Source organism: Cupriavidus sp. PB-02, from assembly GCF_058252315.1.
In genome coordinates, this window is sequence record NZ_CM177694.1 from 3,388,541 (window position 1) to 3,409,795 (window position 21,255).

The following is a 21,255-nucleotide window of genomic DNA, read 5'->3' on the forward strand; positions in this document are numbered from 1 at the left end:
TCAGTCGCTGCGTGCCAGGGTGTACCGCACGGAATATCCCGTGACTTTACCCTGGGGTTACCCCGTTTCATCGGACAGATTCGCATTGGAATTTTATGTCGATGGGTTTCCTCCTTGTGATGGGGCAGTGTAGGCCCGGTGTAGCGCCGGATTCATGCCATTGACAGGCAGCTTTTCAAATTCCTGCGGGGAACGATAGCCCAGGGCGCTGTGCAAGCGGTGCGAGTTGTACCAGCCCTCAATCCAAGTGAACAACGCCTGTCGGGCGTCGTCGTGGGTGGCGAAGTGCGAGCGGTTCAGCAATTCGCACTCGAGCGTGGCAAAGAAGGCCTCACACATGGCGTTGTCGTAGGCATCGCCCACTGAACCCATGGAGGGGCGTACGCCCGCATCCCGACAGCGTTGGCCAAAGGCCACCGACGTGTACTGGCACCCCTGGTCCGAATGGTGGATCACCGACGTGGGATGTCGCTGCGCGAGCGCCATGTCCAGCGCCTGCAACATCAGCGCGGTGCGCAGGTGGTTGTCCATGGCCCAGCCCACGATGCGTCGGCTGTATACGTCGAGGACGACAGCCAGATAGTAAAAGCCGGCCTTGGTCGGAATGTACGTCGCATCGGCAACCCAAAGCTGGTTGGGGGCCTCAGCACGGAAGTGCCGCTGCACCAGATCGGCAGCGGGTCTGGCCCGCGCTGCGCGGTGCGTCGTGCAGATGAAGTGTGGCCGGCATGCCCCGCGCAGCCCGGCCTCACGCATCAGTCTCGCCACGCGCTTGCGCCCCACCCGGATGCCCTGACGCAGCAGAGCCGCGTGTACCCGGGGCACGCCATAGGTGCCGCAGGAGTGCGAGTGAATTGCTCGGATCTGCACCAGCAGCAGCTTGTCACGCACGACACGGGGGCTCGGGCTACGCCCGTTCCACGCATGGAACCCACTGCGCGAGACCTTAAGCAGCCGGGCCATGGTGGACAGCGGATAACGAGCTTGGTTCGCCTTCATGAATTCGTACCCTTGTCGGGCAGCGAGTCGGTCTCCCGGGCGAACCAAGCCGCGGCTTTTGCAAGTATCTCCCTCTCCATTTTGAGCTGCCGGTTCTCACGGCGTAGCCGTGTGAGCTCCTGGTGCTCGGCACTGGTCAGGCCATCATGACGTGTGCCTGCGTCACGCTCGGCCTGTGCAACCCAGTTGTAAATGGTCTGAGCCGTGGGTTCGAATTCTTTGGCCAGATCTTCGGGGCGGCGACCTGCATGGACCAAGTCAACCATTTGCTGACGGAAGACAGTGCTGTACGGTGGGCGCGTTTTCGGCATAGTGCACCTCCTGTTTACTCAAGATAGGCACTGTCCGAAAAAGCGGGTCACCTCCAACCCGCCTCGCTACCCTCGCATTTTGGTTCTGCCCGAATCGAAACCAGATACTGGCCAACGACTACATCTCGTTGCATGGCTACCTCCGTTCCATAGAGTCGTTGCACCGCGGAACCAGTATGGCAGCGAGCCCTATGCCGCCCTTCGCAGTATAGGCGTCGGCCAATACGGCGATGATTCATACGTGAACAGTCTGCTGAGGCGGTCGCTCGGTCGGGCACGAGTTCTTCCCGTCAGTTTTGGTAGTTGCAAGGAATATCACGACGGTCGTCAATAGAAAAGAAACCAGTGGAATGGGGAACGTGCAAATCATCTCGGGTGAACCATAGTCCAGGCTGCTGGACATGCGCGCAGGGATGCTCAGTGCGCGGCACAGGGCGATCATCAGGTGGGCGAAATCCCTGCAGACGCCAGTGCGCTTCACGATGGTATCGGCCGCCGAGGTGCGTTCGTTGGTTGAGCGCGCCAGGAAGCGCACGTGATTGCGTACCCACTCACGAACGGCGTAGACGCGCGCGTAGCCCTGCATGCCGCCGAACTCGCGGTTGGCGAACTCCATCAGGCGGTCGGATTCGCAATTCCGGCTCGGCGCCAGGTAAGGCAGGACCCGAACGGAAGTTCGGTGACGGGCACCTCTGACAGCTTGTGGCCCTCTTCCCGGTGTTGATCGATGTCGACGATCGCCTCATAGCGGATGGCAAGACGGCCCTTGGGCGCGCGCAGCCTGAGTAGCCGGTTGGCCAGCACGGGATCGGTCCGGTTGCATGCGGCCTCATGGACGCTTTCGATCAACCGGCTGCCTCAGGAGTGGCGGCTGCATCCCGGTTCGCACCCGCCCAAGAACACCTCCGATCACGATGGCGATCGTGCCGCTTAGGACGAAGACGAGGGAAATTCCCAAAAGTTTGGCTAGCGCCGCGCCTGCCAGCGGTCCCAGTACCAGGGCCGCGAGCTGCACGCTCCTGGCAGTGGCGCTGACAGTCCCAATTGACTGGATCTGGCATTGTTGCTGCATGGCGACCACGAAGCTCATGGCGGTCAGACCGTAGAAGCAGCCGTTTGCTACCCAGAATGCCAGCAACAGCCAGACCGGCATGCCGATAGCCGCCCATGCCAGCAATCCCGGGATCGCCACAGTCAACCCAAAACCCGCCAGGCCGACGGTTGCCGTGCAATGCCTGCTTCCCGCATGAACCCGCTTGAAGATCAGGGCGCCAAGAATGGCACCGGCCGCGGTACTACTGACGATCATGCCGAAGGTGGCAGCGGGCATGCCTTTCTCTTTCAGGAAAAGCGCAAGCAAGGGGTCATACAAGCCCAGAATTGCCGTCTGGGAGACGGCAGCGACGAAAGCCCGCCGGAACACTGCGTTGTCGCGCACCAGCAAGAACAGTGCATGGAGGTGGCGGCGTGCCTGCTTGCCGGCTACTTCACGCTTCGACATGCCGACATGCTTTCGCAGCAGGTACACACACAGGACGCCGGCCAGCCCCAACGTCGCGGACAGGCTGAATCCGGCCATCGGATGATGCAGGCTTGCCATGCCCGCTCCCACCAGCGGCGCACATATCTTGGTCAACTGATCGATGGTGGTCATGATGCTGGCGTTGGAAACAAACTGTTCTTTGGACAGCATCATCCGGACAATGACCTGCTCTGCGGGCATGGCACCAAGGTTGGCCAGGCCTTTGAGGAAGACCAACAGAACAAAGAGGTGAATGTCAGGGGCGAAGAGCAGCAGAAGGGAAGTGAGAGCGCGCGCCAGGTAGCTGACGGCAAGCATGGCGACAGGATTGACACGATCCGCGAGCGCGCCAAAGAAGGGCCCGAGAACTAATCCCGGCAGGCCATACAAGGCGGATGCGACGCCGATGGTGGCCGCATCGGCGTGCCAGTAGTACCCAAGCAGAGAAAAGACCAGCGTGAAGTCCACCCAGAGAATGGTCGAACTCAGCACGCGGGCGGCAGTAAGTGTGCGGTACCCCGGCACCGACTGCAGGTTGGTCATACGGTCATAGTGTTTGTGGACCTGCGGGGATCCCGACTGAACAGCACGCTGTTGATAGCGAAGCCATCCAGCCCCATGCTCTCCGCGTAGCGTACAAGATCGGATGTCCGATTGATGAAGCCAGTACCGTTGAAGTTCAGCGACGTGTTGCATAGCACCCCGAAATGCGTCAGCGCCTTGAACTTGGAAAGCAGTCGATACAACATTGGATTCTGTACGGCATTTACGGACTGGACCCGGGACGACCCGTCGACGTGGGTAACGGCCCGCAGCCGGTCGCGGGATTTCACCTTGCAGAAATAGAGCATGTACGGACTCGGGCGTTCCAGATCAAAGTGGGTCGCGATCTCTTCCTCCAGACATACAGGGGCAATTGGCCGGAAGGATTCTCGTCGCTTGATCGTATTCAGTCGGTCGAGCATCGTCTCGTCGAACGGCGCAGCGAGAATGGAGCGGTTTCCCAACGCTCGGGGCCCCATCTCGGCACGGCTGGCAACCCATCCCAGTACGTTGCCGCGCCGCAGCGCATCCGCGATGGCTTCCGTTCCGCCAGGCATCCGCGTGAACGGCCCAAGCTGGCGCGCCGTCGTGTATCCCACGTCATCCACAAATGTCTGGCCGCAATAGACGTTCCAGTTAAGCTTTGCATTCCCAGTAAGGTGCCATTGCGCATCGGCGGCCGAGCCGAGCGCGGAGCCGACGTCATTGGCACATGGAGGGATGAAAACATCGGAGAACAGCCCGGAATCCAGCCAGCGGCGATTCCATTCGCAGTTCAGTCCGCACCCGCTCCCAATCAGCAAGGAACGTTTCTCCCGCACCAGTTGGATTTTTCACACGTTCCCCCAGGCCGTGGAAATGACGTGCGCCGCCCTGCGGCAGGCGCGCAGTGCCACCTTCCACTTCGCCGCAGCGAGCTCGAGTGACACCGCCAACACCAGTACGTCACTACTACCCGTGTATGACTGATCGGTACGCATGATGTTCCTCCTGTGTGCAAACCTCAGCAGCTGATTGTAGGCGTCAGCTCGTGGAGTGCTTCGCTTCATAGGATCTACAGACGAATATCAACGGAAGTTGGCGTGGCGAATAGCTTGGGTTCCTTGCCTAGCGGAAACCCGATCACGTACAGGACGTTAGCTGGCATTGGCCTGTCCGGGTCCGAGCCCCCCTTCAGCAGCACTTTGCGCTCGGCATAGCATAGCGAAACGCCAAGGGTCTTGAGCACATCGATGTTGGCTTGCATCGTGTCAGACGCCTCGCGCTTCTGCGCTTCGCTGTAGGCGTCCAGGCCATCCCGGTAGTTGCGGAAATATTCCATCAGCGCGGCGAAGCGTTTATCCGCTTCGCTGCCCATCTCGAAGGCCAGCTGCGACATGTCCATCGTGCTGGTCTGCGCCAGCTCGGCCAACTGCTTACCCGTGGTCAGCCGAATCGCTGCGAAGGTGACGTGCTCCTGGTCGAACTGTTCCTGCGCAGCCTTGAGTTCGTCCTCCGGTGGAATCGCGAATGGCTTGTTGAGCGCGTCGATGTCCAGGAAATCGAACGCCCTGGCCAGCGCCCGGCAGGTGTCGGGGCCGGCGGGCCAGCCTTGCTCGACGCGCTGAACGGTTCGCACGTTGAGCCCGGCGATCACGGCCAACTGCTCGTGAGTCCATTGCCGGGCGTCGCGGAACACCTTGATGCAGACAGCCAGCTCGGCGGGGGTCAGCAGGCGTACTGGTGGCGTGTTTTCCGTCGCGTTCATTTCGTTGCTCCTTCGTTATCGACCGGCGTGGCCAGCACGACTGGCCACGCCATTGCGCATCGCATGGCCGCACCTGGCGAGAGGCCAGAATGCAAGCAAGAATCCGACAGCGGCCAGGACTGCCACATAGTGAGCAGGCGCCATGGTGTCGTGCTGCAACCACAGCGTGAGAATCATCGGCGTGAGGCCGCCAAAGACTGCGTAGGACATGTTGTAGGCAAACGAGAGACCCGTGAAGCGCACCGGCGCCGGAAAGGCGTGCACGCCGGCAATCGGCACGGTGGCGATGGTGCCGACGAACAGACCCAGCAGTCCGTAGTGCCAGAACAGCGTGCCAGGCGTGCCGGGCAGGCTGCCGTAGAAGAGGTAGGCGGTCATGAACAGTCCGCCCCAGCCGATCAGCATGACGGCGCGGGTGCCGATGCGGTCGCTCGCCCATCCGACGATCACGCAGCCGATGGTCAGCGTGAGGGTGGCGAACGCATTGGCCTCGAGCGCGAGCGCGGCGGGAATGTGGTGCACCTTCTGTAGGTAGGCGGGTGTATACAGCACGACCACGACGATCGAGGTGGAAAGTACCCAGGTCAGCAGTGCGACGAACAGACTGGCCGAGCGGTGATCGCGCAGCACGGTGCGGATCGGCAGTTCGCGCGCCAGGTTGCTGCGGCTAGCCAACTCGCGGAACACGGGGGTCTCGTGCAGAAACCGGCGCAGGTACACGGACACAAGCCCGAAGACACCGCCCAGGAGGAAGGGAATGCGCCAGGCGAAATCGCTCACCTGCTCAGGCGAGTAATGGCGATTGATGGCGACGGCAACGAGCGAACCCAGCAGGATGCCGCCCGTGATGCCAGCGGTCAGCGTGCCGATGCCGAAACCGTAATGCCGGCTCGGCACGTGTTCGCCGACAAACACCCAGGCACCGGGCATCTCGCCCCCAATGGCCGCGCCCTGCAGCACGCGCATCGCCAGCAGCAGCAGCGGCGCCGCTACGCCGATGCTGGCATAGGTGGGCAGCAGGCCGATCATCAGCGTGGGCGCGGCCATCAGCAAGATCGAGAGGGTGAACATGCGCTTGCGGCCGAGCCGGTCACCAAAGTGTGCGATCACGATGCCGCCCAGCGGCCGTGCCAGGTAGCCGGCGGCGAAGATGCCGAATGTCTGCAGTTGCCGCAGCCAGTCTGGCATGTTGGCCGGGAAGAATAGCGCTCCCAGTACCGTGACGAAGAAGACGTAGATGACGAAGTCGTAGAATTCGAGCGTGCCGCCAAGGGCGGCGAGACCCAAGGTCTTGTAGTCGCGCGCAGCCAGCGTGCGTGCCGGAGCGGGTAAGACGCCGCCCGGTACGCTCAGGGGATTCACATTCGGTTCTTGTTGTGGATTCACGTTCGGTCCTCGTCAGGTTGTGATCAATGGACTTCGGTCAGGGCCGGTCCTTTTGAGACCCAGACCCCATCGTTTGCGCGTGAGGGATGCCGATCAGGCATCGTCCGGTGCGCCACGCCCGCATGGAAACGGTCAGTTGCTGCGCGGACATCAAGCCGTGCGCACCGTCTTTCTATGCTGGCCGGTTTTGTGCGGAATCGAAGCCCCTGCTGCAACCAATGAGGCGCAGCAGAGGGCGGCCGGGTCCGGCTAGCGGAATGGCCGGCGGGTTCGGTCAGTCGGGGATTGAACCGTCTACCTGCGCCAGCTGCGCATACGCCGATAGCGATCGGTTTGGCCGGAAGTACAGGTCGCGAAGAATCGGCCTTTTGAGCGGCCCAACGATGGATGCCAGGTCGGACAGCTTTACATGGCCCAGTTCGGGCATGCCAATACCCACGTCGCATAAACCGTAGGCGGTGTCACCATCGGCGGGGTCGAGCGCAGCCAGTAGCCAGGTCGCATGTGCGTCAGGGGTAAACAGCCGCACTACGGGCAGCGGATCGCCAGCGTGGCCGGCTACGTACGCGTGGCCGTTGGCGAGCAGTTGTGCTCGTTGTTCCGCGGTGATGAGGGGTTGGATCATGGTCATTACCTCCTGGAAGGTTCACTGCAAGTCAGAGCTAGACAATATTGGGCGCACGCTGCGCCGAGAAAGTGCTCGACAGCTTTGCCTGCGCCGCAATGGCACCCGCAGTCCGATAGCGTAGTCCTATGAAGTGCACACGCTGGGATGGCGTGGTCCACCGCACATTGATAAGGATGTCTAGAGCCTTATCCTGAGCTAGCTAAGTTTAAACTATAAACGATATTTTTAGCCCATACGGTTGATCGCAAGAACGGCACGTCAACACAGAATGGCGAAATGCCTACCGATGCCGACAAGCAAGCCTTTTCTAATCGCCTGCGCTTGGCGCTACGCCGCGCCGAGCAGGAGGTTTCCGGCCCGACCGAACTCGCGTTGCAGTTCAATCTTCGCTACAGATCGGGGACGCCTGTCACGGCACAGACCACGCACAAGTGGTTGTCAGGAAGGGCGATTCCGACCTCAGACAAGATCGCAGTTTTGGCCGAATGGCTTCAGGTGACCGAGCATTGGTTGCACCATGGGCCGCCCCCAGCCACCAAAGGTCAAGAACCGCGAAAGGCCGAGAAGGTGGGCCCTGAGCTGCTGGCATTAGCCCACAAGATTCAGACCTTGACGCCTCACAGACGATATCTCATCGAGGAATTGGTAGAGCAGTTGCGCCAAGAAGCCCAATTAGGCGGTTAGCACAGGGTCCCGCCACGCAGCATTTGTCAATGGTGCAGAGAGTCATGGTTCGCTCTCACTATGGATGCCAGGTCGGACAGCTTCACATGGCCCAGGTCGGGCATGCCGATACCCACGTCGCACAGTCCGTAGGCGGTGTCACCATCGGCCGGGTCGAGCGCGGCCAGTAGCCAGGTTGCATGCGCGTCCGGGGTAAACAGCCGCACCACGGGCAGCGGGTCGCCAGCGTGGCCGGCTACGTATGCCTCGCCGTTTGCGAGCAGTTGCGCGCGTCGTTCCACAGTGATGAGGTTTGGGATCATGGGTCTCAGCCTCCTGGAAGGTTCGCTCCACGGCGGAGCGAGGCGATATTGGGCGCACGCCCAAACAGCGCCGTCATACCCCAACACGGTCCGGTTCGGACCCTGGATTGACGGCAAGCAACGTGCACCAGCGTTGAGCACTTTTCTGCGGCGCGGAATCTTAATGGCGGTCATTACCGGTACGAAACCGAGGAAACGCGGATGAGCTTTGCGGGGGCGTCACGGAAGCGCCAGGCGGGATCGCAGGAGATCAGTGAACTGCTGAATAAAGCTGATCACAAGCGCTCGTTCATCCGGCTCTAGGTCCTTCAAGGCATCTGACACCACAGCAGTCTGGTCATCAATATGCCTTGAGCCCCGACGCAATAGGTCATCCACCGTGCATTCCAGTGCATCGCTTAGTTGCTGGAGGCGATATAGCGTTGGAACACGAGTGCCGCGTTCCCAGCGGCTGACTGCTTCCTGTTCTAGGTTGATCATCTCCGCCAGCTTCGCCTGAGTCAGGCCGCGAGCACGTCGTTGCGCGGCAATAGCTAATCCAACACGGGCCGCAATGGCTGCGTCCTTCGCATCTTCGCCGAATGGTGCTGATCGAATTGGCATAGGACGCAATGGTGGTGTCAATTCGATTCGCTATGAACATCCCAAATGGAATTAATAGGTCCAAAATGGTTGATTTTTCGCTCGGGCAAGAGTTGGCCTCCACTGCTGCGGTCTCGGCGGCAGCAATGTCGGCCTCGCTCGCGAACATTCTTTGCGCAGTCCACGCCACAAGTGACGGCTCACAGCAATAGCGAGCAGGTGCTACTGACCTTGCCGGCCTTAAGCATTCCAGAATCGACGCACCATTTCGCCAGCAAAGTTGCCTGCCTCGAAGCCGGCAATGTTCATCGCACAGCAGATGTCCGGGCTAAAAAAATCAGGAAAGGTCAGACCAGAAGTGTTTGCTCACAATCTACGCAAGGGCCTGTTCTTGGTCTGGGACAGCACGGAAAAGCTTGTATCCGATCAAGCTAAAGACGTGGGTTCGATTCCCATCGCCCGCTCCACTTCAACTTTCCAAAGACTTCCACTGGAGTCCACGGGTGCTGTAAGTCAATGATCTGGTTAAGATCTTGATTCACGGACGTTCAGCAAAAAAATCCACTGACAGCCGGCCCTGACCGGTACATTTCGTGGTGCATCAATGCGGCGAGCGGCCATCGCGCATAATTGCTGGAGAAGCCCTAGGGTCCGGTAACGAACACGGTATCCAACTCGCTTTCCAGGCATTGGACTCATGCTCACAGACATGACGGTCCGGCAGGCGTAGGCCACCGGCAAGCCGTACATCATCGCCGATTTCGACGGCCTTTCCCTCTTCGTATGGGCCAACGGCGCCAAGGCTTGGCACTTCCGCGAAACCTGGATAGGCCAGCGAGCCCGCATCTACAAATGGAGCAGCCAGCCGATCGTGTCGCGGCCTTCGTTGAAGGTGTCGAGCGTTCCGAGTCGGTTTGATAGATCGCAGAGGATGTCATAGTCGCCTCGCGCCTTCCTGCGGTACGGCTCGGAAGGCGCGGCATCAACAAGACCATCAATCCAAGCATGTGTCCAGGAGTAAGGAATCGCACATATTGCCGGCTCCCTCGCGCTCGCTCAGGGGCGTCAAAATCAGACGGAACGCCGATCAAGCTTGAAGTTTCGTCTCCGCTTGCGTCGCAGCTCCATGGAAGGTGCCCCTGCGCAAGCTTATGCTGTTTTGGCCGATATCACACGCGGCGACTCCTGCCCGGAACCGGCGGACGGGGATAGCGACAGGTAAGGGTTGTTCGGCGGCATATCGGAGAACAGGACTCGCGGGTCTTCCAACAGGTAGCCGTGAAGTCTCCGCGACTTCCGCGGCCCCTTCACTGTGCAGGTCCAGATGTTCAGGCCACCCTGCTGCTTGCTGTGCAGTTGCAGCTTCTCGAACCGTTTCTGCACCCATTGCCAATCTGCCACTTGGTTTTGCTTGGCAAGGAAAGCAGTCTTGGGATGTTCCTGGGCATAGCGCTGGAACACACCGGGACTCACCAGATAGACGGTATCGGCGACCGTATGCACCAATGCCTTGGCGTCATTGATGATGAGCGCGCGCTCTTCGATGCGCCGACGCAGCCAGGCAACAAAATGCTCCCCTGACGGCGTTTCCTCCTGCCCCGAAGTCAAGGCGGACGCCAGCGACACCGAGCCGGTTGGCGCCCTCAGCTCTCTGGACTCTCTGGACTCTCTGGACTCTCTGGACTCTCCGGACTCTCCGGACTCGAGAGCACGGTCGTCCAGAACTGGGGGACGGAGTTCGATGGCTGATGAGGAAGCGGCCGACGCCGCGCTGGGAGGGACAAGCAGATCCACCAAGGCTTCGACGCTATCGCCCGTTGGCTGGCCGGCGGACGAAGGCTCAGATGCGGACGAACTCGCAGCGATTGGCAGGGATGCGAGAATCGTTGCCTCCCCCGCTTCCTGGACTACCGTCACCGTACCGGTGAACGATGGGGGCCGCTCATCTCCTTCCCAGATCAGCGAGGGCGCGAGGCGCAGAAGCGTGAAGGTATGGGACCAACCGACATCGCTTGTCACGGTACCTTTCCAGATCGCCTTGCCGTCCGGCGTGGCCAAGGCGATGCCATGGTCCTGCAGCACGTTGAAGACGGCGGTGTTGCTGGAAGGAATGCCGTCGATGCCCTGCGACAACAGGTGTGCGCGCAGCTTGTCGGAAACAGTCTTGCTCACCAGCCAGAGCGCGTCCTGGGTCAACCAGCCGTCCGAAGCCTGAGGCTGGTTCAACTTGAACTCCTCCTTGAGCAGGTAGCGCAGGCCGTCCAGCAGCTTGCGCTGTAGCGCGTTCCTGGGGGCAGCCAGAGCCTTACTCGGATCGCCGCCGAGTTCCTGCGCGACCGAGGCCTGATCGGCCTGGACCACCAGTTCGCCCAGCGTGCCGGCGTGCTCGTCCTGGCCGGCCAGGACATAAAGCAAGGCGGACCACAGGTCGGGATACTCACTCAGCCAGTCGAAGATGTCCGTATCGAGCAGTCGTGCGTACAGCAACCCGGTTGCCGCGCCGTGAAGCCGGTACTCGCGATCCTTGCGGTAGCGGTATGGGCGCCGCAGCGGGCCATGCCAAGGGTGCCAAACAGTGCCGTCGCCATACTCGACATGCAGATCCACGGCGATTTTGCCGACATCGTGCAGCAGTGCCGCGTAGGCAGTGCCTGCGGTCCAGGCTTCAGCCTGCGCGGCTTGGGCTTCCGGCGTAGCACCGGCCGGCAGGAGATGGGATTGTCGCAACTTCAGCGCGTAGGCGACGACTTCCAGGCCGTGGTCCAGCATGCCGCCCGGGTAGGCATGGTGGTGGCTTTCCGAGGCCGGGATCTGCTGGACCAGTTCAGCGTAGCGTTCCAACGGCGCGAGATACAACCTTGCGAACTGGTCACAGGAGACAGAAGTGCGCTGCCAAATGTGCTCCAGCAGCTTCTGTCGGCGCGCTGTCGCCAGCAGGGACGCCGCCGATTCCGGCCGCGTCAGCCCTTTAGGAGGCTCCATGGTAGGTGTGGACGGAGTGTCGGTGTTTGGCGGCACTCTTCTGCGTAGGAACAACGAAAGCATGGCGAATTCCGGATGACGGGCAGACCTTTGGATAGAGCAACGGCTCTTCTCAGGCCACACCCAATGCGGGCTTGGCCCAGGTCGGATTGAGGTGGGAAGGCTGCCTGTGCCGGACCTAGGATTCTGGCTCCTAGAACAACCGGGTGGACATCATGCGGCATCTTAGCCATAATGACCATATTAATCGATATGGTCAGGGGTGTATCATGATCACCGAAGTCAGCGCCGTGAACTTCCGGCAGAACCTGGGTGAGATGCTCAACCAGGTGCAGTACCGCAACGACAGCATCGTCATCAACAAGGACGGCAAGCCGGTCGCTGCCCTGGTGGACGCCGAGCTTTTCGCCCGCATCCGGCGTATGCGGGAGCGTTTTGACGCGCTGAGCGAACGGATCGCCCAGGCGTATGCCGATGTGCCCGTCGCGGAAGGTCTGGCCGAGATCGACGCCGCGGTGGCGGCCGAGCGGAAGCAGCGCTGATGCCGGGATTGCGTGTCGTGCTCGATACCAACGTGCTGGTGTCGGGACTTGCCTACCCAGGCAGTGTGCCGGGGCGCATCGTCACCGCCTGGCGCCAGGGCGGCCTGGAGGTGACATTGTCGCGCTACATCCTGGACGAGTTGGTCAGGGTGCTGCCGCGTCTGTCTCGGGTGAACATGACGCCAGCAGAAATCCGCGACCTGGCCGACAGCTTCATGTTCTTGGCGGATGTTGTCGAACCCGAGGGCACCCAGGACGCGAACCTGCGCGACCCCGCCGACCAGCCCGTGCTGCTTACGTTGTTGGCGGCGAAGGCCGACTACCTGCTCACCGGCGACAAGGATCTGCTGGCGCTGGCCAGCCAGTACCCCATCCTCACGCCCGCGGAGTTTTGGGCACGCCACGGGGTCTGATTGGATGTTGCAGGGGAATTCGCCTCTCGGTTGAAAAACCGCACAGGATTTAATCAAGCAAACCAAGCGCGAGTATCGAGAGAGCACGACAGGACAACCATGAGGTAGCCACCATGAAGACCGCTGCACAAACCACTTTCACGGAGCGTGTGGGCCGGACCCTGGGCCGGCTGTGGCGGGGTTGCGTGCGGCTGAATCGGAGGGCGACGAATTGGCTTGTGGCGCAAGGATGGCCGCTTGGTGTCGCCAAGGCTGTGCTGATAGTGCTCAAGCTCGCCGCGCTCGGCGTGTTGCTCTACACCTCGTTCTGGCTAGCGTTGCTGCTCGCTTTCGCTCTGGCCGGCGCCTGGATCATTCGGAACGATGATGGAAGCTATGACCCAGTGCGCGGCAAGCCCCGCCATTCATGGTGGGGAAGGATAGCGCGGACGGCGTAGCCGTCCTTGCTGTTGGTTTTTCAGTGTGGGGTCTGCTGTTGTTCGATGTACTGGCGCACGATGGCGATCGGTGCGCCGCCACAGGATGATGCGAAGTAGGAAGGCGACCACAGCACGCCCTTCCAGTAGCGTTTCTGGATGTCGGGTCTTTCCTTGCGCAGCAGGCGGCTGGACACGCCCTTGAGGCTGTTCACCAGATTCGACACCGCGACCTTGGGCGGGTACTCCACCAGCAGGTGAACGTGATCGTCCTCGCCGTCCATCTCGATCAAGTTCGCCTCGAAGTCGGCGCATACCTTGTCGAAGATGGCGTGCAGCCGTTTGATGGCGTCGCCGTCGAACACTCTGCGGCGGTATTTCGCCACGAAGACCAAATGGACGTGCATCTTGAAAACACAGTGTCTTCCGTGTCTAATATCGTTGTCATCGCTCATAGGCCAAGAGTATGATTGAGCCATGCAGCGACTTCAAGCCTACAAGTACGAACTGATGCCGACCGGCGAGCAGCAACGCAACATGCGTCGCTTTTCTGGTTCGTGCCGGTTCGTCTTCAACAAGGCACTGGCGTTGCAGAAGGCTCGTTACGAGCAAGGCGAGAAGAAGCACGGCTACGCCGGACTGTGCAAGCTGCTCACCGAGTGGCGCAACAGCACGGAAACCGCATGGCTGGCCGATGCGCCGGTTCATCCGCTGCAACAGACGCTCAAAGATTTGGAGCGGGCCTACGGCAACTTCTTTGCCAAGCGGGCCGACTTTCCGCGCTTCAAGAAGAAGGGCCAGGGCGACAGTTTCCGCTATCCCGACCCCAAGCAAATCAAGCTCGACCAGGCCAGCAGCCGCCTGTTTTTGCCCAAGCTGGGCTGGCTGCGATACCGCAACAGCCGGAAGGTGCTGGGGGTGGTGAAGAACGTCACAGTCAGGCAGTCCTGCGGCAAGTGGTTCGTGTCGATCCAGACCGAGCGTGAGGTCGAACAGCCGGTGGCACGGGCCGCGAGCGCGGTTGGCATCGACATGGGTGTTGCCCGGTTCGCCACGCTTTCGGACGGGACGTTCTACGCCCCGCTCAATAGTTTCAAGCGGCAAGAGGCCGCGCTGCGCAAAGCGCAGCAGGCGATGAGCCGCAAACAGAAGTTCAGCAGCAACTGGAAGAAGGCGAAAGCCCGCGTCCAGCGCATCCATTCCCGCCTCGGCAATGCCCGCCGCGACTACCTCCACAAGTGCTCCACCACGATCAGCCAAAACCACGCGATGGTGTGTATCGAGGACTTGCAGGTACGGAACATGTCCAGGTCGGCGGCAGGCAGCACCGAACAGCCGGGTAAGCAGGTTCAGGCCAAGTCCGGCCTGAACAAAGCCATCCTCGATCAAGGCTGGTTCGAGTTCCGCCGCCAACTGGACTACAAGCTGGCTTGGAACGGTGGCTATCTCATCGCCGTGCCACCGCAGAACACGAGCCGCACCTGTCCATGCTGCGGCCATGTCTCGGCAGACAACCGCCAGACGCAAGCCCGGTTCGAGTGCGTGGAATGCGGTTTCGAGGAAAATGCCGATGTGGTCGGCGCGATCAATGTTCTAAGGGCGGGACACGCCCGGTTAGCCTGTGAAGTGAACGCTGCGGTAACGGCGTCAGCAGCAGGAACCCACCGAAGCGACTCAGGGGCGGCTCAATGCCGCGTCTGAGCGCCGTAGGAATCTCCGGCCTTCAGGTCGGGGAGGATGTCAAGAGGAACATAAGTCAGAATGGAGGTATGGTCCTGCCGGGTATGGCTTGTATTCTTATGATGGTCATCGAATCGATCCTCACGATCCTGAAGTCGAACAAGACTATTAATAAGCAGGTCACTTAACAGTCTTCAGGGCGATGCCGGAGCCTTTCCCTCCTGCAGCCTGCGCCGCCTTAGTTCCTGCGCTCAATGCCTGAATCGCGGCGCCAGCCCGCACGCCTACCCACCCGAGTGCGGCCACCCAGAATGTCGGCAAGATGCCGAACATCGTCGCCATGACGAAGTTCAGCAGCATGTCGCCGAAGGCATTGTTCAGGCCGATCAAGGGATCGAAGTTCGAGTGCGGCCGGTTCGCACCAAACCCCCAGCCATAGAGCGCATCGAGGATCGTGCTGTCCAGCCAGCGCGCAAGCTGGAACCAGAAATCCACGAAGAACAGCGCCAACTCGACGCAGCTCACGGCTACCACGGCCTTCAGCTCGTAGGTGCCGAACAGCAGCACCAGCGGGATGCAGATGACGAGTGCCATCTTGAGCAGCGACAGCACCATCGGCAGCGCCTGGCGCACCACGTCCATGGCTGGGAAGAAAGCAGGCGACCCGGCGGCCAGGCCGAGATCGCCGGTGCCGCGCGCCACAATGTTGGGCAGCGTCTTCTCGATCTGACCGCCGTAGTCGGTATAGACGGTCCCCTGGTTCATCTTCTGTTGCCGGGGCGAGACGACGGCGCGGATCACCGAGTCGTTGACCTCATTCTGCGAGAGGAACCCCGCCCATCGCCCGATACGAGAGAGCAGATCGGGATCGACCTGGGCCAGCAGGCGTGCGCGCAGCCCACTGCTGCCATCGGACCACCATTGCCGGCAGGTCGGATAGCCGCCGCCACTGTCCACCTGGGCCAGCCCCGCATCGCGGGACGCGTCGTAAGGCCAAGCCGTGCGCGGCGTGCTCGAATGGTAGGTGTCGTAGAAGCCGGCGGTGTTGAGGAAGTAGCCCGAACCGATCCAGGTGACGTCGTTCATCTGTTCGTCGGAGAGCGTCGGCCGGCTCATGAACAGCTTGGCGCGCGAAGGGCCGTAGCAGTCACGCACGAAATCGCCGACTTCCTGGGCGAGCACCGGGTTATCGATGCGCGTAGCGTCCACATCCATGCGCATCTGCCGCAGGTCCGTTCCACAAGGAATCGCCGCCACCGCGGCGCCCGTGACGGCCTTCGAGATGGCGTGCATGAAGAACCACCACACCGGCACCAGTGCGCTCTGGTTGTTGAGCGTCGTATAGGCGCTGGACCAACCCGTATCAGCCGGCTGGGGGACATTGACTTGGCACTGCACGGAACGGCTCGTGTCGAGTTTGATCGTGCTGAGATCCATCGGAATGAAGGGGATGCCGGCGAACAGGATCACCACGATCGCTACCCACACGCGGTTCTCGATGCGCATCGAGGACAACACGCCCTTGTTGCCCTCGTCCGCCCCGTCTGCCCTCGCGCGCAGCCACTCGTGGATCACGATGGCAACGAACGGCAGCGCGAACAGGCCGCTCGCCACGAGGATGTTCCAGATGCCGTTGTTGACCACCCACCCTACCAGGGTCAGGTAATACTCCAGGTAGTCGGTCGTGTAGAGGGTCATGAGGCCCTCCCAGCTTCAGCCATGGCGCAGCAGTTGGCTGCCTTCGAGCAGCACGATGGTGATCACGGCCGCGATCTCGACTCGCAGCAGGCGTTGATGCGCTTCGCCCGACGGCTCGCGCTGCCGCAGGCGCCCGCGCATCCACCACCAGCCATAAGCCGTCGCTGCGTAGAGAAGCAGCCGCCAGACGAAGAAATGGGCCGCGTGAGCACGCAGCCAGCGTTCCCAGCCGTCGATGCTGCCGACGACGTGGATGCCGGCCACGCTCACAACCACGGAGATGCCGGCTACCACCAGTAGCCACAGCAGTGCAATGCACATGCGGCGGTTGAGCAGCCAGGCCAGCCGCAGCCAGGTCCGGGCGGTCACGGCGTGCTCCGCGGCTTCTGCACTTCCTTGAGCCGATCGCGCGTGGTGTCGCCCTCGAAGATGCCGCGCGATCCGCCGGCGCGGGTCTCGTGGCGCTGCACGATCGCCAAGGCGGAGTTCCCGGCCAGCGTGCGCCGCAGCTCCAGCTCGGCCTTGAGGTTGTTGATCTCCTGCTCCAGCGTACTGTTCTCCCGGTCGACCTGCTTCACGGCCAACTCATTGGCTGCGACGTTCGGCTCCTTCTTGCCGGTCAGCAGCGTGCGCTGCAACAGCAAGGCCTTCTCCAGCACACTTGACAGCGCCGCCTCGGAAGCCAGCCGCTTGCCCAGCAAATCCTGGTCGGGCTCGTCGCGCAGGGCTTCGATCACGCCGCGGGTGATCGGCAGCGAATTGCTGCCGGCCGCCTCGAGGTTCAATACCGTCGTCGGCTTCACACCCGTCACCAGCTCCTGCAGCGCCTGCAGTTTGGCTTCGTACTCTTCCTGAATCACCGGCGTGAGGCCGACGCCCGGCGTGGTCTGCGTCTTGGTGCAGTTGTCGCAGGTGCGCTGCTCGCGCTCGCCCAGCACACGGGTGGCGAAGTTGGTAGCGGCCTGCGGCGAGGACCAGGTGAGGCAGGTCAGCCGATTGCCGCAGGAAGCACGCGGAATCGACGAGGTATCCGTGACGTTGCGCCCATTGAGCAGGTTGTAGCCCGCGCGGGTTACGTCGCTCACCACCTTGATCGAACTCTGGCCCGAGCCGCCCGCATTGCCGCCGCCGACCCAAGGCACGCCGTTGTTGCCCTTGTTCGATTCGGCCCGCTCGATGGCCGACACGGCATCGGTGCTGCTGACCGCATCACGCAGTGCCATGCCCTCGGCGAGCTGATCCCACCCCGCCTGGCCGCCTGCTATGTCCGCCGTGCGGTTGGCGATGGCGCGGCAGGTCATCTTGGAGCGGTCGAAATCCAGGCGCGCCTGCAGCACGCCGTTGGTCAGCAGGTTGTAGAGGGCCGGATCAGCGCGCTGGATGATCAGCGCCGGCAGCGACGCCACGGCGCTGGTGGCGTTCTGGATCACCGAGGACATGATGGCCTGGAAGCCGTTAGTGATGCCGTTGAGCTGGTTCTGCAGCGTCGTCGTGATGCTCATGTCGCCGCAGATCAGGTTGCTGTTCCAGCCGACCCCGACGCCGATGCTCTGCATGTTGCCAGCCCCGCCCATGGACACGGCCCGACCGCCGCCCACACTGTAGAGCACGTCGTCGCCGATGACGCTGCCGCTCACGCTCGCGCCGTTGCGGTCGATACGGGTCTGCGCCCAGGCGATACCAGCTCCGGCCGTGACGGCGCAAGCGAGCACGATGGTCAACGCGCAGGGCGTGGCACGCCCTGCTATACGGGAATGGGACGCCTTCATCGGGAATACCTCACATGAAATCGACGCTACCGAGGAAGACCTGCCCCCGGCGCTGGCAACAGGCATAGGGCCGCCACAGCGCCCAGGCGTAGTCGCCCTGCTGGGCCTGCACGCGCGGGCTGTTGTGCGGAAAGACCGCACAAGAGTTCGAAAGGGTCGGCGTCAGCTCCTGCCACTTGCCGGTGGAGGTATCGCCTTCCATCAGTGCGCCGGCCGGCCAGTAACCATCACGGGCACTGGCCAGCAGCGGTTGATAGACGTGGGGCTGGGTGCGCCGCGTCACGATGTCGCCCGCGCGCTGCGCGACCACGGCACCGCTCTTGTAGTCGTCGGTCTGGTGCAAGAAGCCGCCGCGCGGATAGACATTGCCCCACAGATCCAGCGTCGCGCGGCCGCCGATCTCTCGCATGCCGGGGATCCGCGCCTCCGGATACACCATCTCTGGCACGTTGTAGCGCCAGGCCATTGTGTCGAGCGTGCTCAGAAGGTATGGCATGAAAGCCGTACCCGCACCCTGACAGGTGTAACCAGAGGCGCTGGCGAACTGGCTGAACACCGAGCCGGCGGGATGCCCGATCACGTCGGCGTTCTTGAACTTCGCCAGGTTGTTTTCGTTGTCATGGTTGGTGGCGCCGTCGCCGCCGGCCTGGGCCGTGGGATTCGGCATGCTTATCGCGCGCACCTCGATCCACGGGTTCTCGCCAGTGTTCGAGTAACTCGACACCACCGCATCCGGGACGTAGTGGCGCACCTTCACCGACGTGCGTACCCTGCAACCCGACCACGAGCAATACAGCCAGTAGCAGATGCCGACGACGCGGTACTCCAGACAGCCGGGCGACGCAGAAGAGGCCACGATGGTGGCCGTGGTCAAAGCGAATGCCGACGCGGCACCGCTCAGGAGCGCTAATGCCATAGCCAGCCGAAACCGGCGAGAGAGTGGCAAGAGCAGGCGATTCATGGCTGTTCCCTCCGATGGCTTTCGATGCGCGCCACGGCGCGCGCGACGTCCGGGTCGCCGTAGACCACATAGCGGCGGTCGACCACTACGGCGGGCACCTTGACGACGCCCAGACGCCAGGCATCGGCAACGCCCTGGTAGGCTAGGCCTATCCGGAGCTGAAGTTCGTCCTTGCCCCCGCTCATGCGCTGACGCACGAGGTCGGCGGCCCTGCTCACATCTGCAGGCAGGCCCGCGGACAGCTCGGCCTCGATCCGCGAGGGAAGGTCCAGTTCGATGACCCGCTCACCGCCCATGGTTCGTACTGGATGGCGGCTGTCGGTGATGACAAGCACGTCGGCGGCGAAGGCGGGCGTGCTGAATGTAATCAGCATGGTTGGCAGTACAGCAGCGATGCAGTGGGCCGGCCACCCCGGCAAGAACTTGAGTAGAAGGGCCGACATGCACGGGATCCTGGGAAGCTGATCAGAGCCATAGTCAAACGCTGAAGGCGGCATCGCCTCGACAAACAAGACGCACTGCGCGTGTTCCGTTTGTTGCCTCAGCACGGAACGCGTTGGATTGGCGACAAGAAAGGCGGGAGCCGAAGCTCCCGCAGGGTGGAATATGCGCGTCCGGAACGTCGCCGTAACCGGTTACAGCAGCCCCGAATCGGCGAACGAGTACGGTGTGTCCTTGCCGATGATGACGTGATCCAGCAGACGAACCTCCACCAGCGCCAAGGCGACAATGAGTTGGTCCGTGAGCACTCGATCGGCCATCGACGGCTCGGTTATCCCGGACGGATGTTGATGCGCAAGGATGAGCGCCGAGGCGTTGAGGGCCAAGGCGCGCTGAACAACCACTCGCGGATATACCGCGACCTCGCTACGCGAGCCCTTGAACAGCGGCTCGTAGGCGAGTACCTGGTGCTGACCGTCGAGGAACACCGCTGCAAACACCTCGTTGGCCTCCGCAACCAGTTTGAGACGCAGGAAGTCGCACACGGCCGCGAGACCGTTCAGCACCGGACCGGACTTGAAGACACGCTTTTCCAGCAAGGTGATGGCCTGCTGGATGATCCAATCCTCGTGCTGGGCGGCAAGCAGAGCGAGCGACTGCGGGGTGGAATCAGACACAAAAGACATGGCAAACCTCCAATGGTTAAAATCGGAGGCGCATGCCCCGGGAGGGCAAACCCTCCAAGGGATGACAGCATGAGACAGCGGACAAACAGGCATCCACCACCGCGGTGGCGATGGCTGTTCGCGCCAGGGATGCGATGCGAACGGGGTTTCGATCAACGCGGTCGCGCCGCGCCGTAGCCTTGAAGATCGAGGGCTACCTGGGCATGTCGCCGACGATTGCGGCGGGCATATCTGTAGAACTGTACGGATCGGCAGCGGTGTGGCCGCCAGCGGCGAGCAAATCGAGCGCAGAAAGCAAGGCATCGCCCTCGACTGGCCCGTGCAGCAGGAGCGTCCTACCCGTCTCACGGTCCAGTAGAAACAGGGCCGGCGTCGCCGTAACACCGCTCTTGGCCGCCTCCTCGGCTTGGGCGCGAATGAATGCATTGGGCCGCTCGGACGCCAAGCACTGCTGCGCGGCTGGCGACAGGTCGGGATAGCGCAGTTCCTCGGGCAGGCCCTGGCCATTGCCGCGGGTATGGGTATAGACCCATTCGACCGCCTGCCAGAACGCAGCATCGCCGCCGGCAGCACCGACGCATTCGACGAGGCGGGCTTCGGCGGATGCGGCCGGCTCGTGCATCGCGAGCGGCAGATGGTGCCATTGCAGCGCTACGTCTGGGTGTTCATCGATCCAGCGCTTAAGGACCGGGAAGTAGGTCTGGCAGAACGGGCATTCCAGGTCGGCATATTCGATCACGGTGAAACGCGCATCAGAACGGCCGCGGCGCCAAGGCGGTCCGGGTACTGCCGTAGACCGAGCCCCAGTCTTCGCCTCGGCATGAGACTCGAACTGAACAGTGGCTGGCGCCATGGCCTGCGGACGCAGTACCAGCCAGGCGCCTACGCCTATCAGCGAGGCGGCCACCAGCAGTACGGCAAGAAGGGTCCGGGATTGGTTAGCGCCGGAACGTTGCATCATGC

Annotated in this window: 24 protein-coding genes and 1 pseudogene; 6 read left to right on the forward strand and 19 right to left on the reverse strand. The window is 62.0% G+C overall.

Annotation, left to right across the window (positions count from 1 at the left end):
* Window positions 1-93 precede the first annotated feature (93 nt).
* From AC10V3_RS15895 to AC10V3_RS15930, 8 genes are all read right to left on the reverse strand, one after another.
* Window positions 94-1,310 (reverse strand): IS3 family transposase gene (locus AC10V3_RS15895; protein WP_414225148.1). Its coding sequence is split into 2 segments (ribosomal slippage): window positions 94-1,061 and window positions 1,061-1,310, totalling 1,218 coding nucleotides; the frame shifts between segments, so codons are not numbered across the junction.
* A gap of 235 nt (window positions 1,311-1,545) precedes the next feature.
* Complete coding sequence (locus AC10V3_RS15900) at window positions 1,546-1,926, reverse strand: transglutaminase-like domain-containing protein (RefSeq protein ID WP_349607112.1); 381 nt, start codon at window positions 1,924-1,926, stop codon at window positions 1,546-1,548.
* A complete protein-coding gene (locus AC10V3_RS15905) occupies window positions 1,926-2,159 on the reverse strand; it encodes a hypothetical protein (RefSeq protein WP_490922492.1) in 234 nt (77 codons plus the stop codon). The genes AC10V3_RS15900 and AC10V3_RS15905 overlap by 1 nt, the downstream gene beginning before the upstream one ends.
* Complete coding sequence (locus tag AC10V3_RS15910) at window positions 2,140-3,375, reverse strand: MFS transporter (protein ID WP_490922494.1); 1,236 nt, start codon at window positions 3,373-3,375, stop codon at window positions 2,140-2,142. The genes AC10V3_RS15905 and AC10V3_RS15910 overlap by 20 nt, the downstream gene beginning before the upstream one ends.
* Window positions 3,372-4,178: a carbamoyltransferase C-terminal domain-containing protein gene (locus AC10V3_RS15915; RefSeq protein WP_490922495.1), complete on the reverse strand. Its 807-nt coding sequence runs from the start codon at window positions 4,176-4,178 to the stop codon at window positions 3,372-3,374. The genes AC10V3_RS15910 and AC10V3_RS15915 overlap by 4 nt, the downstream gene beginning before the upstream one ends.
* A gap of 251 nt (window positions 4,179-4,429) precedes the next feature.
* Window positions 4,430-5,122 carry a helix-turn-helix domain-containing protein gene (locus tag AC10V3_RS15920; protein ID WP_490922496.1) on the reverse strand — a complete coding sequence of 231 codons (693 nt, stop codon included), beginning with the start codon at window positions 5,120-5,122 and terminating at the stop codon, window positions 4,430-4,432.
* A gap of 15 nt (window positions 5,123-5,137) precedes the next feature.
* Complete coding sequence (locus AC10V3_RS15925; protein WP_490922497.1) at window positions 5,138-6,508, reverse strand: MFS transporter; 1,371 nt, start codon at window positions 6,506-6,508, stop codon at window positions 5,138-5,140.
* Between the two features lie 274 nt (window positions 6,509-6,782).
* On the reverse strand, window positions 6,783-7,133 hold the full coding sequence (locus tag AC10V3_RS15930) for a DUF2958 domain-containing protein (protein WP_041681569.1): 351 nt from the start codon (window positions 7,131-7,133) through the stop codon (window positions 6,783-6,785).
* A gap of 279 nt (window positions 7,134-7,412) precedes the next feature.
* Here AC10V3_RS15930 and AC10V3_RS15935 point away from each other — a divergent pair, with 279 nt between their 5' ends.
* Window positions 7,413-7,820: a hypothetical protein gene (locus AC10V3_RS15935; protein ID WP_022536244.1), complete on the forward strand. Its 408-nt coding sequence runs from the start codon at window positions 7,413-7,415 to the stop codon at window positions 7,818-7,820.
* A gap of 56 nt (window positions 7,821-7,876) precedes the next feature.
* On the opposite strand, the pseudogene AC10V3_RS15940 reads toward AC10V3_RS15935, so the two are convergent.
* Together AC10V3_RS15940 and AC10V3_RS15945 are read right to left on the reverse strand one after the other, a co-directional pair.
* A pseudogene (locus AC10V3_RS15940) lies at window positions 7,877-8,122 on the reverse strand (DUF2958 domain-containing protein); the annotation flags it as partial.
* Between the two features lie 219 nt (window positions 8,123-8,341).
* The gene (locus tag AC10V3_RS15945; RefSeq protein WP_454752300.1) at window positions 8,342-8,725 is read right to left on the reverse strand and encodes a helix-turn-helix domain-containing protein; all 384 of its coding nucleotides are present in this window, start codon (window positions 8,723-8,725) and stop codon (window positions 8,342-8,344) included.
* Between the two features lie 280 nt (window positions 8,726-9,005).
* Between AC10V3_RS15945 and AC10V3_RS15950 the strand changes: the two genes are divergently transcribed.
* The gene (locus AC10V3_RS15950) at window positions 9,006-9,224 is read left to right on the forward strand and encodes a hypothetical protein (RefSeq protein ID WP_490922500.1); all 219 of its coding nucleotides are present in this window, start codon (window positions 9,006-9,008) and stop codon (window positions 9,222-9,224) included.
* 629 nt (window positions 9,225-9,853) lie between these two features.
* Here the strand turns inward: AC10V3_RS15950 and mobH are convergent.
* The gene (gene mobH, locus AC10V3_RS15955; protein ID WP_490922502.1) at window positions 9,854-11,749 is read right to left on the reverse strand and encodes a MobH family relaxase; all 1,896 of its coding nucleotides are present in this window, start codon (window positions 11,747-11,749) and stop codon (window positions 9,854-9,856) included.
* 206 nt (window positions 11,750-11,955) lie between these two features.
* Between mobH and AC10V3_RS15960 the strand changes: the two genes are divergently transcribed.
* The 3 genes from AC10V3_RS15960 to AC10V3_RS15970 all read left to right on the forward strand — a co-directional run bounded on the left by AC10V3_RS15960 (window position 11,956) and on the right by AC10V3_RS15970 (window position 13,078).
* Window positions 11,956-12,228: a type II toxin-antitoxin system prevent-host-death family antitoxin gene (locus AC10V3_RS15960; RefSeq protein ID WP_022536249.1), complete on the forward strand. Its 273-nt coding sequence runs from the start codon at window positions 11,956-11,958 to the stop codon at window positions 12,226-12,228.
* Between the two features lie 17 nt (window positions 12,229-12,245).
* Window positions 12,246-12,641, forward strand: a complete 396-nt coding sequence (locus AC10V3_RS15965) for a putative toxin-antitoxin system toxin component, PIN family (RefSeq protein WP_454752303.1) — start codon at window positions 12,246-12,248, stop codon at window positions 12,639-12,641.
* A 113-nt stretch (window positions 12,642-12,754) separates the two neighbouring features.
* Window positions 12,755-13,078, forward strand: a complete 324-nt coding sequence (locus tag AC10V3_RS15970) for a DUF3742 family protein (RefSeq protein ID WP_490922504.1) — start codon at window positions 12,755-12,757, stop codon at window positions 13,076-13,078.
* Window positions 13,079-13,098: 20 nt separating this feature from the next.
* Here AC10V3_RS15970 and tnpA read toward each other — a convergent pair whose 3' ends face one another.
* Window positions 13,099-13,512: an IS200/IS605 family transposase gene (tnpA, locus tag AC10V3_RS15975; RefSeq protein WP_374063612.1), complete on the reverse strand. Its 414-nt coding sequence runs from the start codon at window positions 13,510-13,512 to the stop codon at window positions 13,099-13,101.
* Between the two features lie 22 nt (window positions 13,513-13,534).
* Between tnpA and AC10V3_RS15980 the strand changes: the two genes are divergently transcribed.
* Window positions 13,535-14,758, forward strand: a complete 1,224-nt coding sequence (locus AC10V3_RS15980) for an RNA-guided endonuclease InsQ/TnpB family protein (RefSeq protein ID WP_022533340.1) — start codon at window positions 13,535-13,537, stop codon at window positions 14,756-14,758.
* Window positions 14,759-14,917: 159 nt separating this feature from the next.
* On the opposite strand, the gene AC10V3_RS15985 is transcribed toward AC10V3_RS15980, so the two are convergent.
* The 7 genes from AC10V3_RS15985 to AC10V3_RS16015 all read right to left on the reverse strand — a co-directional run bounded on the left by AC10V3_RS15985 (window position 14,918) and on the right by AC10V3_RS16015 (window position 21,250).
* Window positions 14,918-16,435 (reverse strand): conjugal transfer protein TraG N-terminal domain-containing protein, encoded by a 1,518-nt coding sequence (locus tag AC10V3_RS15985; protein ID WP_490922505.1) that lies wholly within the window; start codon window positions 16,433-16,435, stop codon window positions 14,918-14,920.
* A gap of 15 nt (window positions 16,436-16,450) precedes the next feature.
* Complete coding sequence (locus AC10V3_RS15990; RefSeq protein ID WP_490923681.1) at window positions 16,451-16,756, reverse strand: hypothetical protein; 306 nt, start codon at window positions 16,754-16,756, stop codon at window positions 16,451-16,453.
* 44 nt (window positions 16,757-16,800) lie between these two features.
* Window positions 16,801-18,204, reverse strand: a complete 1,404-nt coding sequence (locus AC10V3_RS15995) for an integrating conjugative element protein (protein WP_490922507.1) — start codon at window positions 18,202-18,204, stop codon at window positions 16,801-16,803.
* Window positions 18,205-18,214: 10 nt separating this feature from the next.
* Entirely contained in the window at window positions 18,215-19,165 is a 951-nt protein-coding gene (locus tag AC10V3_RS16000) for a TIGR03756 family integrating conjugative element protein (protein ID WP_490922508.1), read from the reverse strand.
* Window positions 19,162-19,608, reverse strand: coding sequence for a TIGR03757 family integrating conjugative element protein (locus AC10V3_RS16005; protein WP_490922509.1), 447 nt, complete (start codon window positions 19,606-19,608; stop codon window positions 19,162-19,164). The genes AC10V3_RS16000 and AC10V3_RS16005 overlap by 4 nt, the downstream gene beginning before the upstream one ends.
* A 192-nt stretch (window positions 19,609-19,800) precedes the next feature.
* Window positions 19,801-20,292, reverse strand: coding sequence for a JAB domain-containing protein (locus AC10V3_RS16010; protein WP_041681127.1), 492 nt, complete (start codon window positions 20,290-20,292; stop codon window positions 19,801-19,803).
* Between the two features lie 193 nt (window positions 20,293-20,485).
* Window positions 20,486-21,250 carry a DsbA family protein gene (locus AC10V3_RS16015; RefSeq protein WP_490923682.1) on the reverse strand — a complete coding sequence of 255 codons (765 nt, stop codon included), beginning with the start codon at window positions 21,248-21,250 and terminating at the stop codon, window positions 20,486-20,488.
* Between the last annotated feature and the right edge of the window lie 5 nt (window positions 21,251-21,255).

What these genes read in the sequence shown, in the direction of transcription:
- AC10V3_RS15900 (WP_349607112.1), bottom strand. Translation starts at nt 1,926, where the DNA reads ATGGAGTTCGCCAACCGCGAGTTCGGCGGCATGCAGGGCTACGCGCGC.
- AC10V3_RS15910 (WP_490922494.1), bottom strand. Translation starts at nt 3,375, where the DNA reads ATGACCAACCTGCAGTCGGTGCCGGGGTACCGCACACTTACTGCCGCC.
- AC10V3_RS15920 (WP_490922496.1), bottom strand. Translation starts at nt 5,122, where the DNA reads ATGAACGCGACGGAAAACACGCCACCAGTACGCCTGCTGACCCCCGCC.
- AC10V3_RS15930 (WP_041681569.1), bottom strand. Translation starts at nt 7,133, where the DNA reads ATGATCCAACCCCTCATCACCGCGGAACAACGAGCACAACTGCTCGCC.
- AC10V3_RS15935 (WP_022536244.1), top strand. Translation starts at nt 7,413, where the DNA reads ATGCCTACCGATGCCGACAAGCAAGCCTTTTCTAATCGCCTGCGCTTG.
- AC10V3_RS15945 (WP_454752300.1), bottom strand. Translation starts at nt 8,725, where the DNA reads ATGCCAATTCGATCAGCACCATTCGGCGAAGATGCGAAGGACGCAGCC.
- AC10V3_RS15950 (WP_490922500.1), top strand. Translation starts at nt 9,006, where the DNA reads ATGTTCATCGCACAGCAGATGTCCGGGCTAAAAAAATCAGGAAAGGTC.
- mobH (WP_490922502.1), bottom strand. Translation starts at nt 11,749, where the DNA reads ATGCTTTCGTTGTTCCTACGCAGAAGAGTGCCGCCAAACACCGACACT.
- AC10V3_RS15960 (WP_022536249.1), top strand. Translation starts at nt 11,956, where the DNA reads ATGATCACCGAAGTCAGCGCCGTGAACTTCCGGCAGAACCTGGGTGAG.
- AC10V3_RS15970 (WP_490922504.1), top strand. Translation starts at nt 12,755, where the DNA reads ATGAAGACCGCTGCACAAACCACTTTCACGGAGCGTGTGGGCCGGACC.
- tnpA (WP_374063612.1), bottom strand. Translation starts at nt 13,512, where the DNA reads ATGAGCGATGACAACGATATTAGACACGGAAGACACTGTGTTTTCAAG.
- AC10V3_RS15980 (WP_022533340.1), top strand. Translation starts at nt 13,535, where the DNA reads ATGCAGCGACTTCAAGCCTACAAGTACGAACTGATGCCGACCGGCGAG.
- AC10V3_RS15985 (WP_490922505.1), bottom strand. Translation starts at nt 16,435, where the DNA reads ATGACCCTCTACACGACCGACTACCTGGAGTATTACCTGACCCTGGTA.
- AC10V3_RS15990 (WP_490923681.1), bottom strand. Translation starts at nt 16,756, where the DNA reads ATGTGCATTGCACTGCTGTGGCTACTGGTGGTAGCCGGCATCTCCGTG.
- AC10V3_RS15995 (WP_490922507.1), bottom strand. Translation starts at nt 18,204, where the DNA reads ATGAAGGCGTCCCATTCCCGTATAGCAGGGCGTGCCACGCCCTGCGCG.
- AC10V3_RS16000 (WP_490922508.1), bottom strand. Translation starts at nt 19,165, where the DNA reads ATGAATCGCCTGCTCTTGCCACTCTCTCGCCGGTTTCGGCTGGCTATG.
- AC10V3_RS16005 (WP_490922509.1), bottom strand. Translation starts at nt 19,608, where the DNA reads ATGTCGGCCCTTCTACTCAAGTTCTTGCCGGGGTGGCCGGCCCACTGC.
- AC10V3_RS16010 (WP_041681127.1), bottom strand. Translation starts at nt 20,292, where the DNA reads ATGTCTTTTGTGTCTGATTCCACCCCGCAGTCGCTCGCTCTGCTTGCC.
- AC10V3_RS16015 (WP_490923682.1), bottom strand. Translation starts at nt 21,250, where the DNA reads ATGCAACGTTCCGGCGCTAACCAATCCCGGACCCTTCTTGCCGTACTG.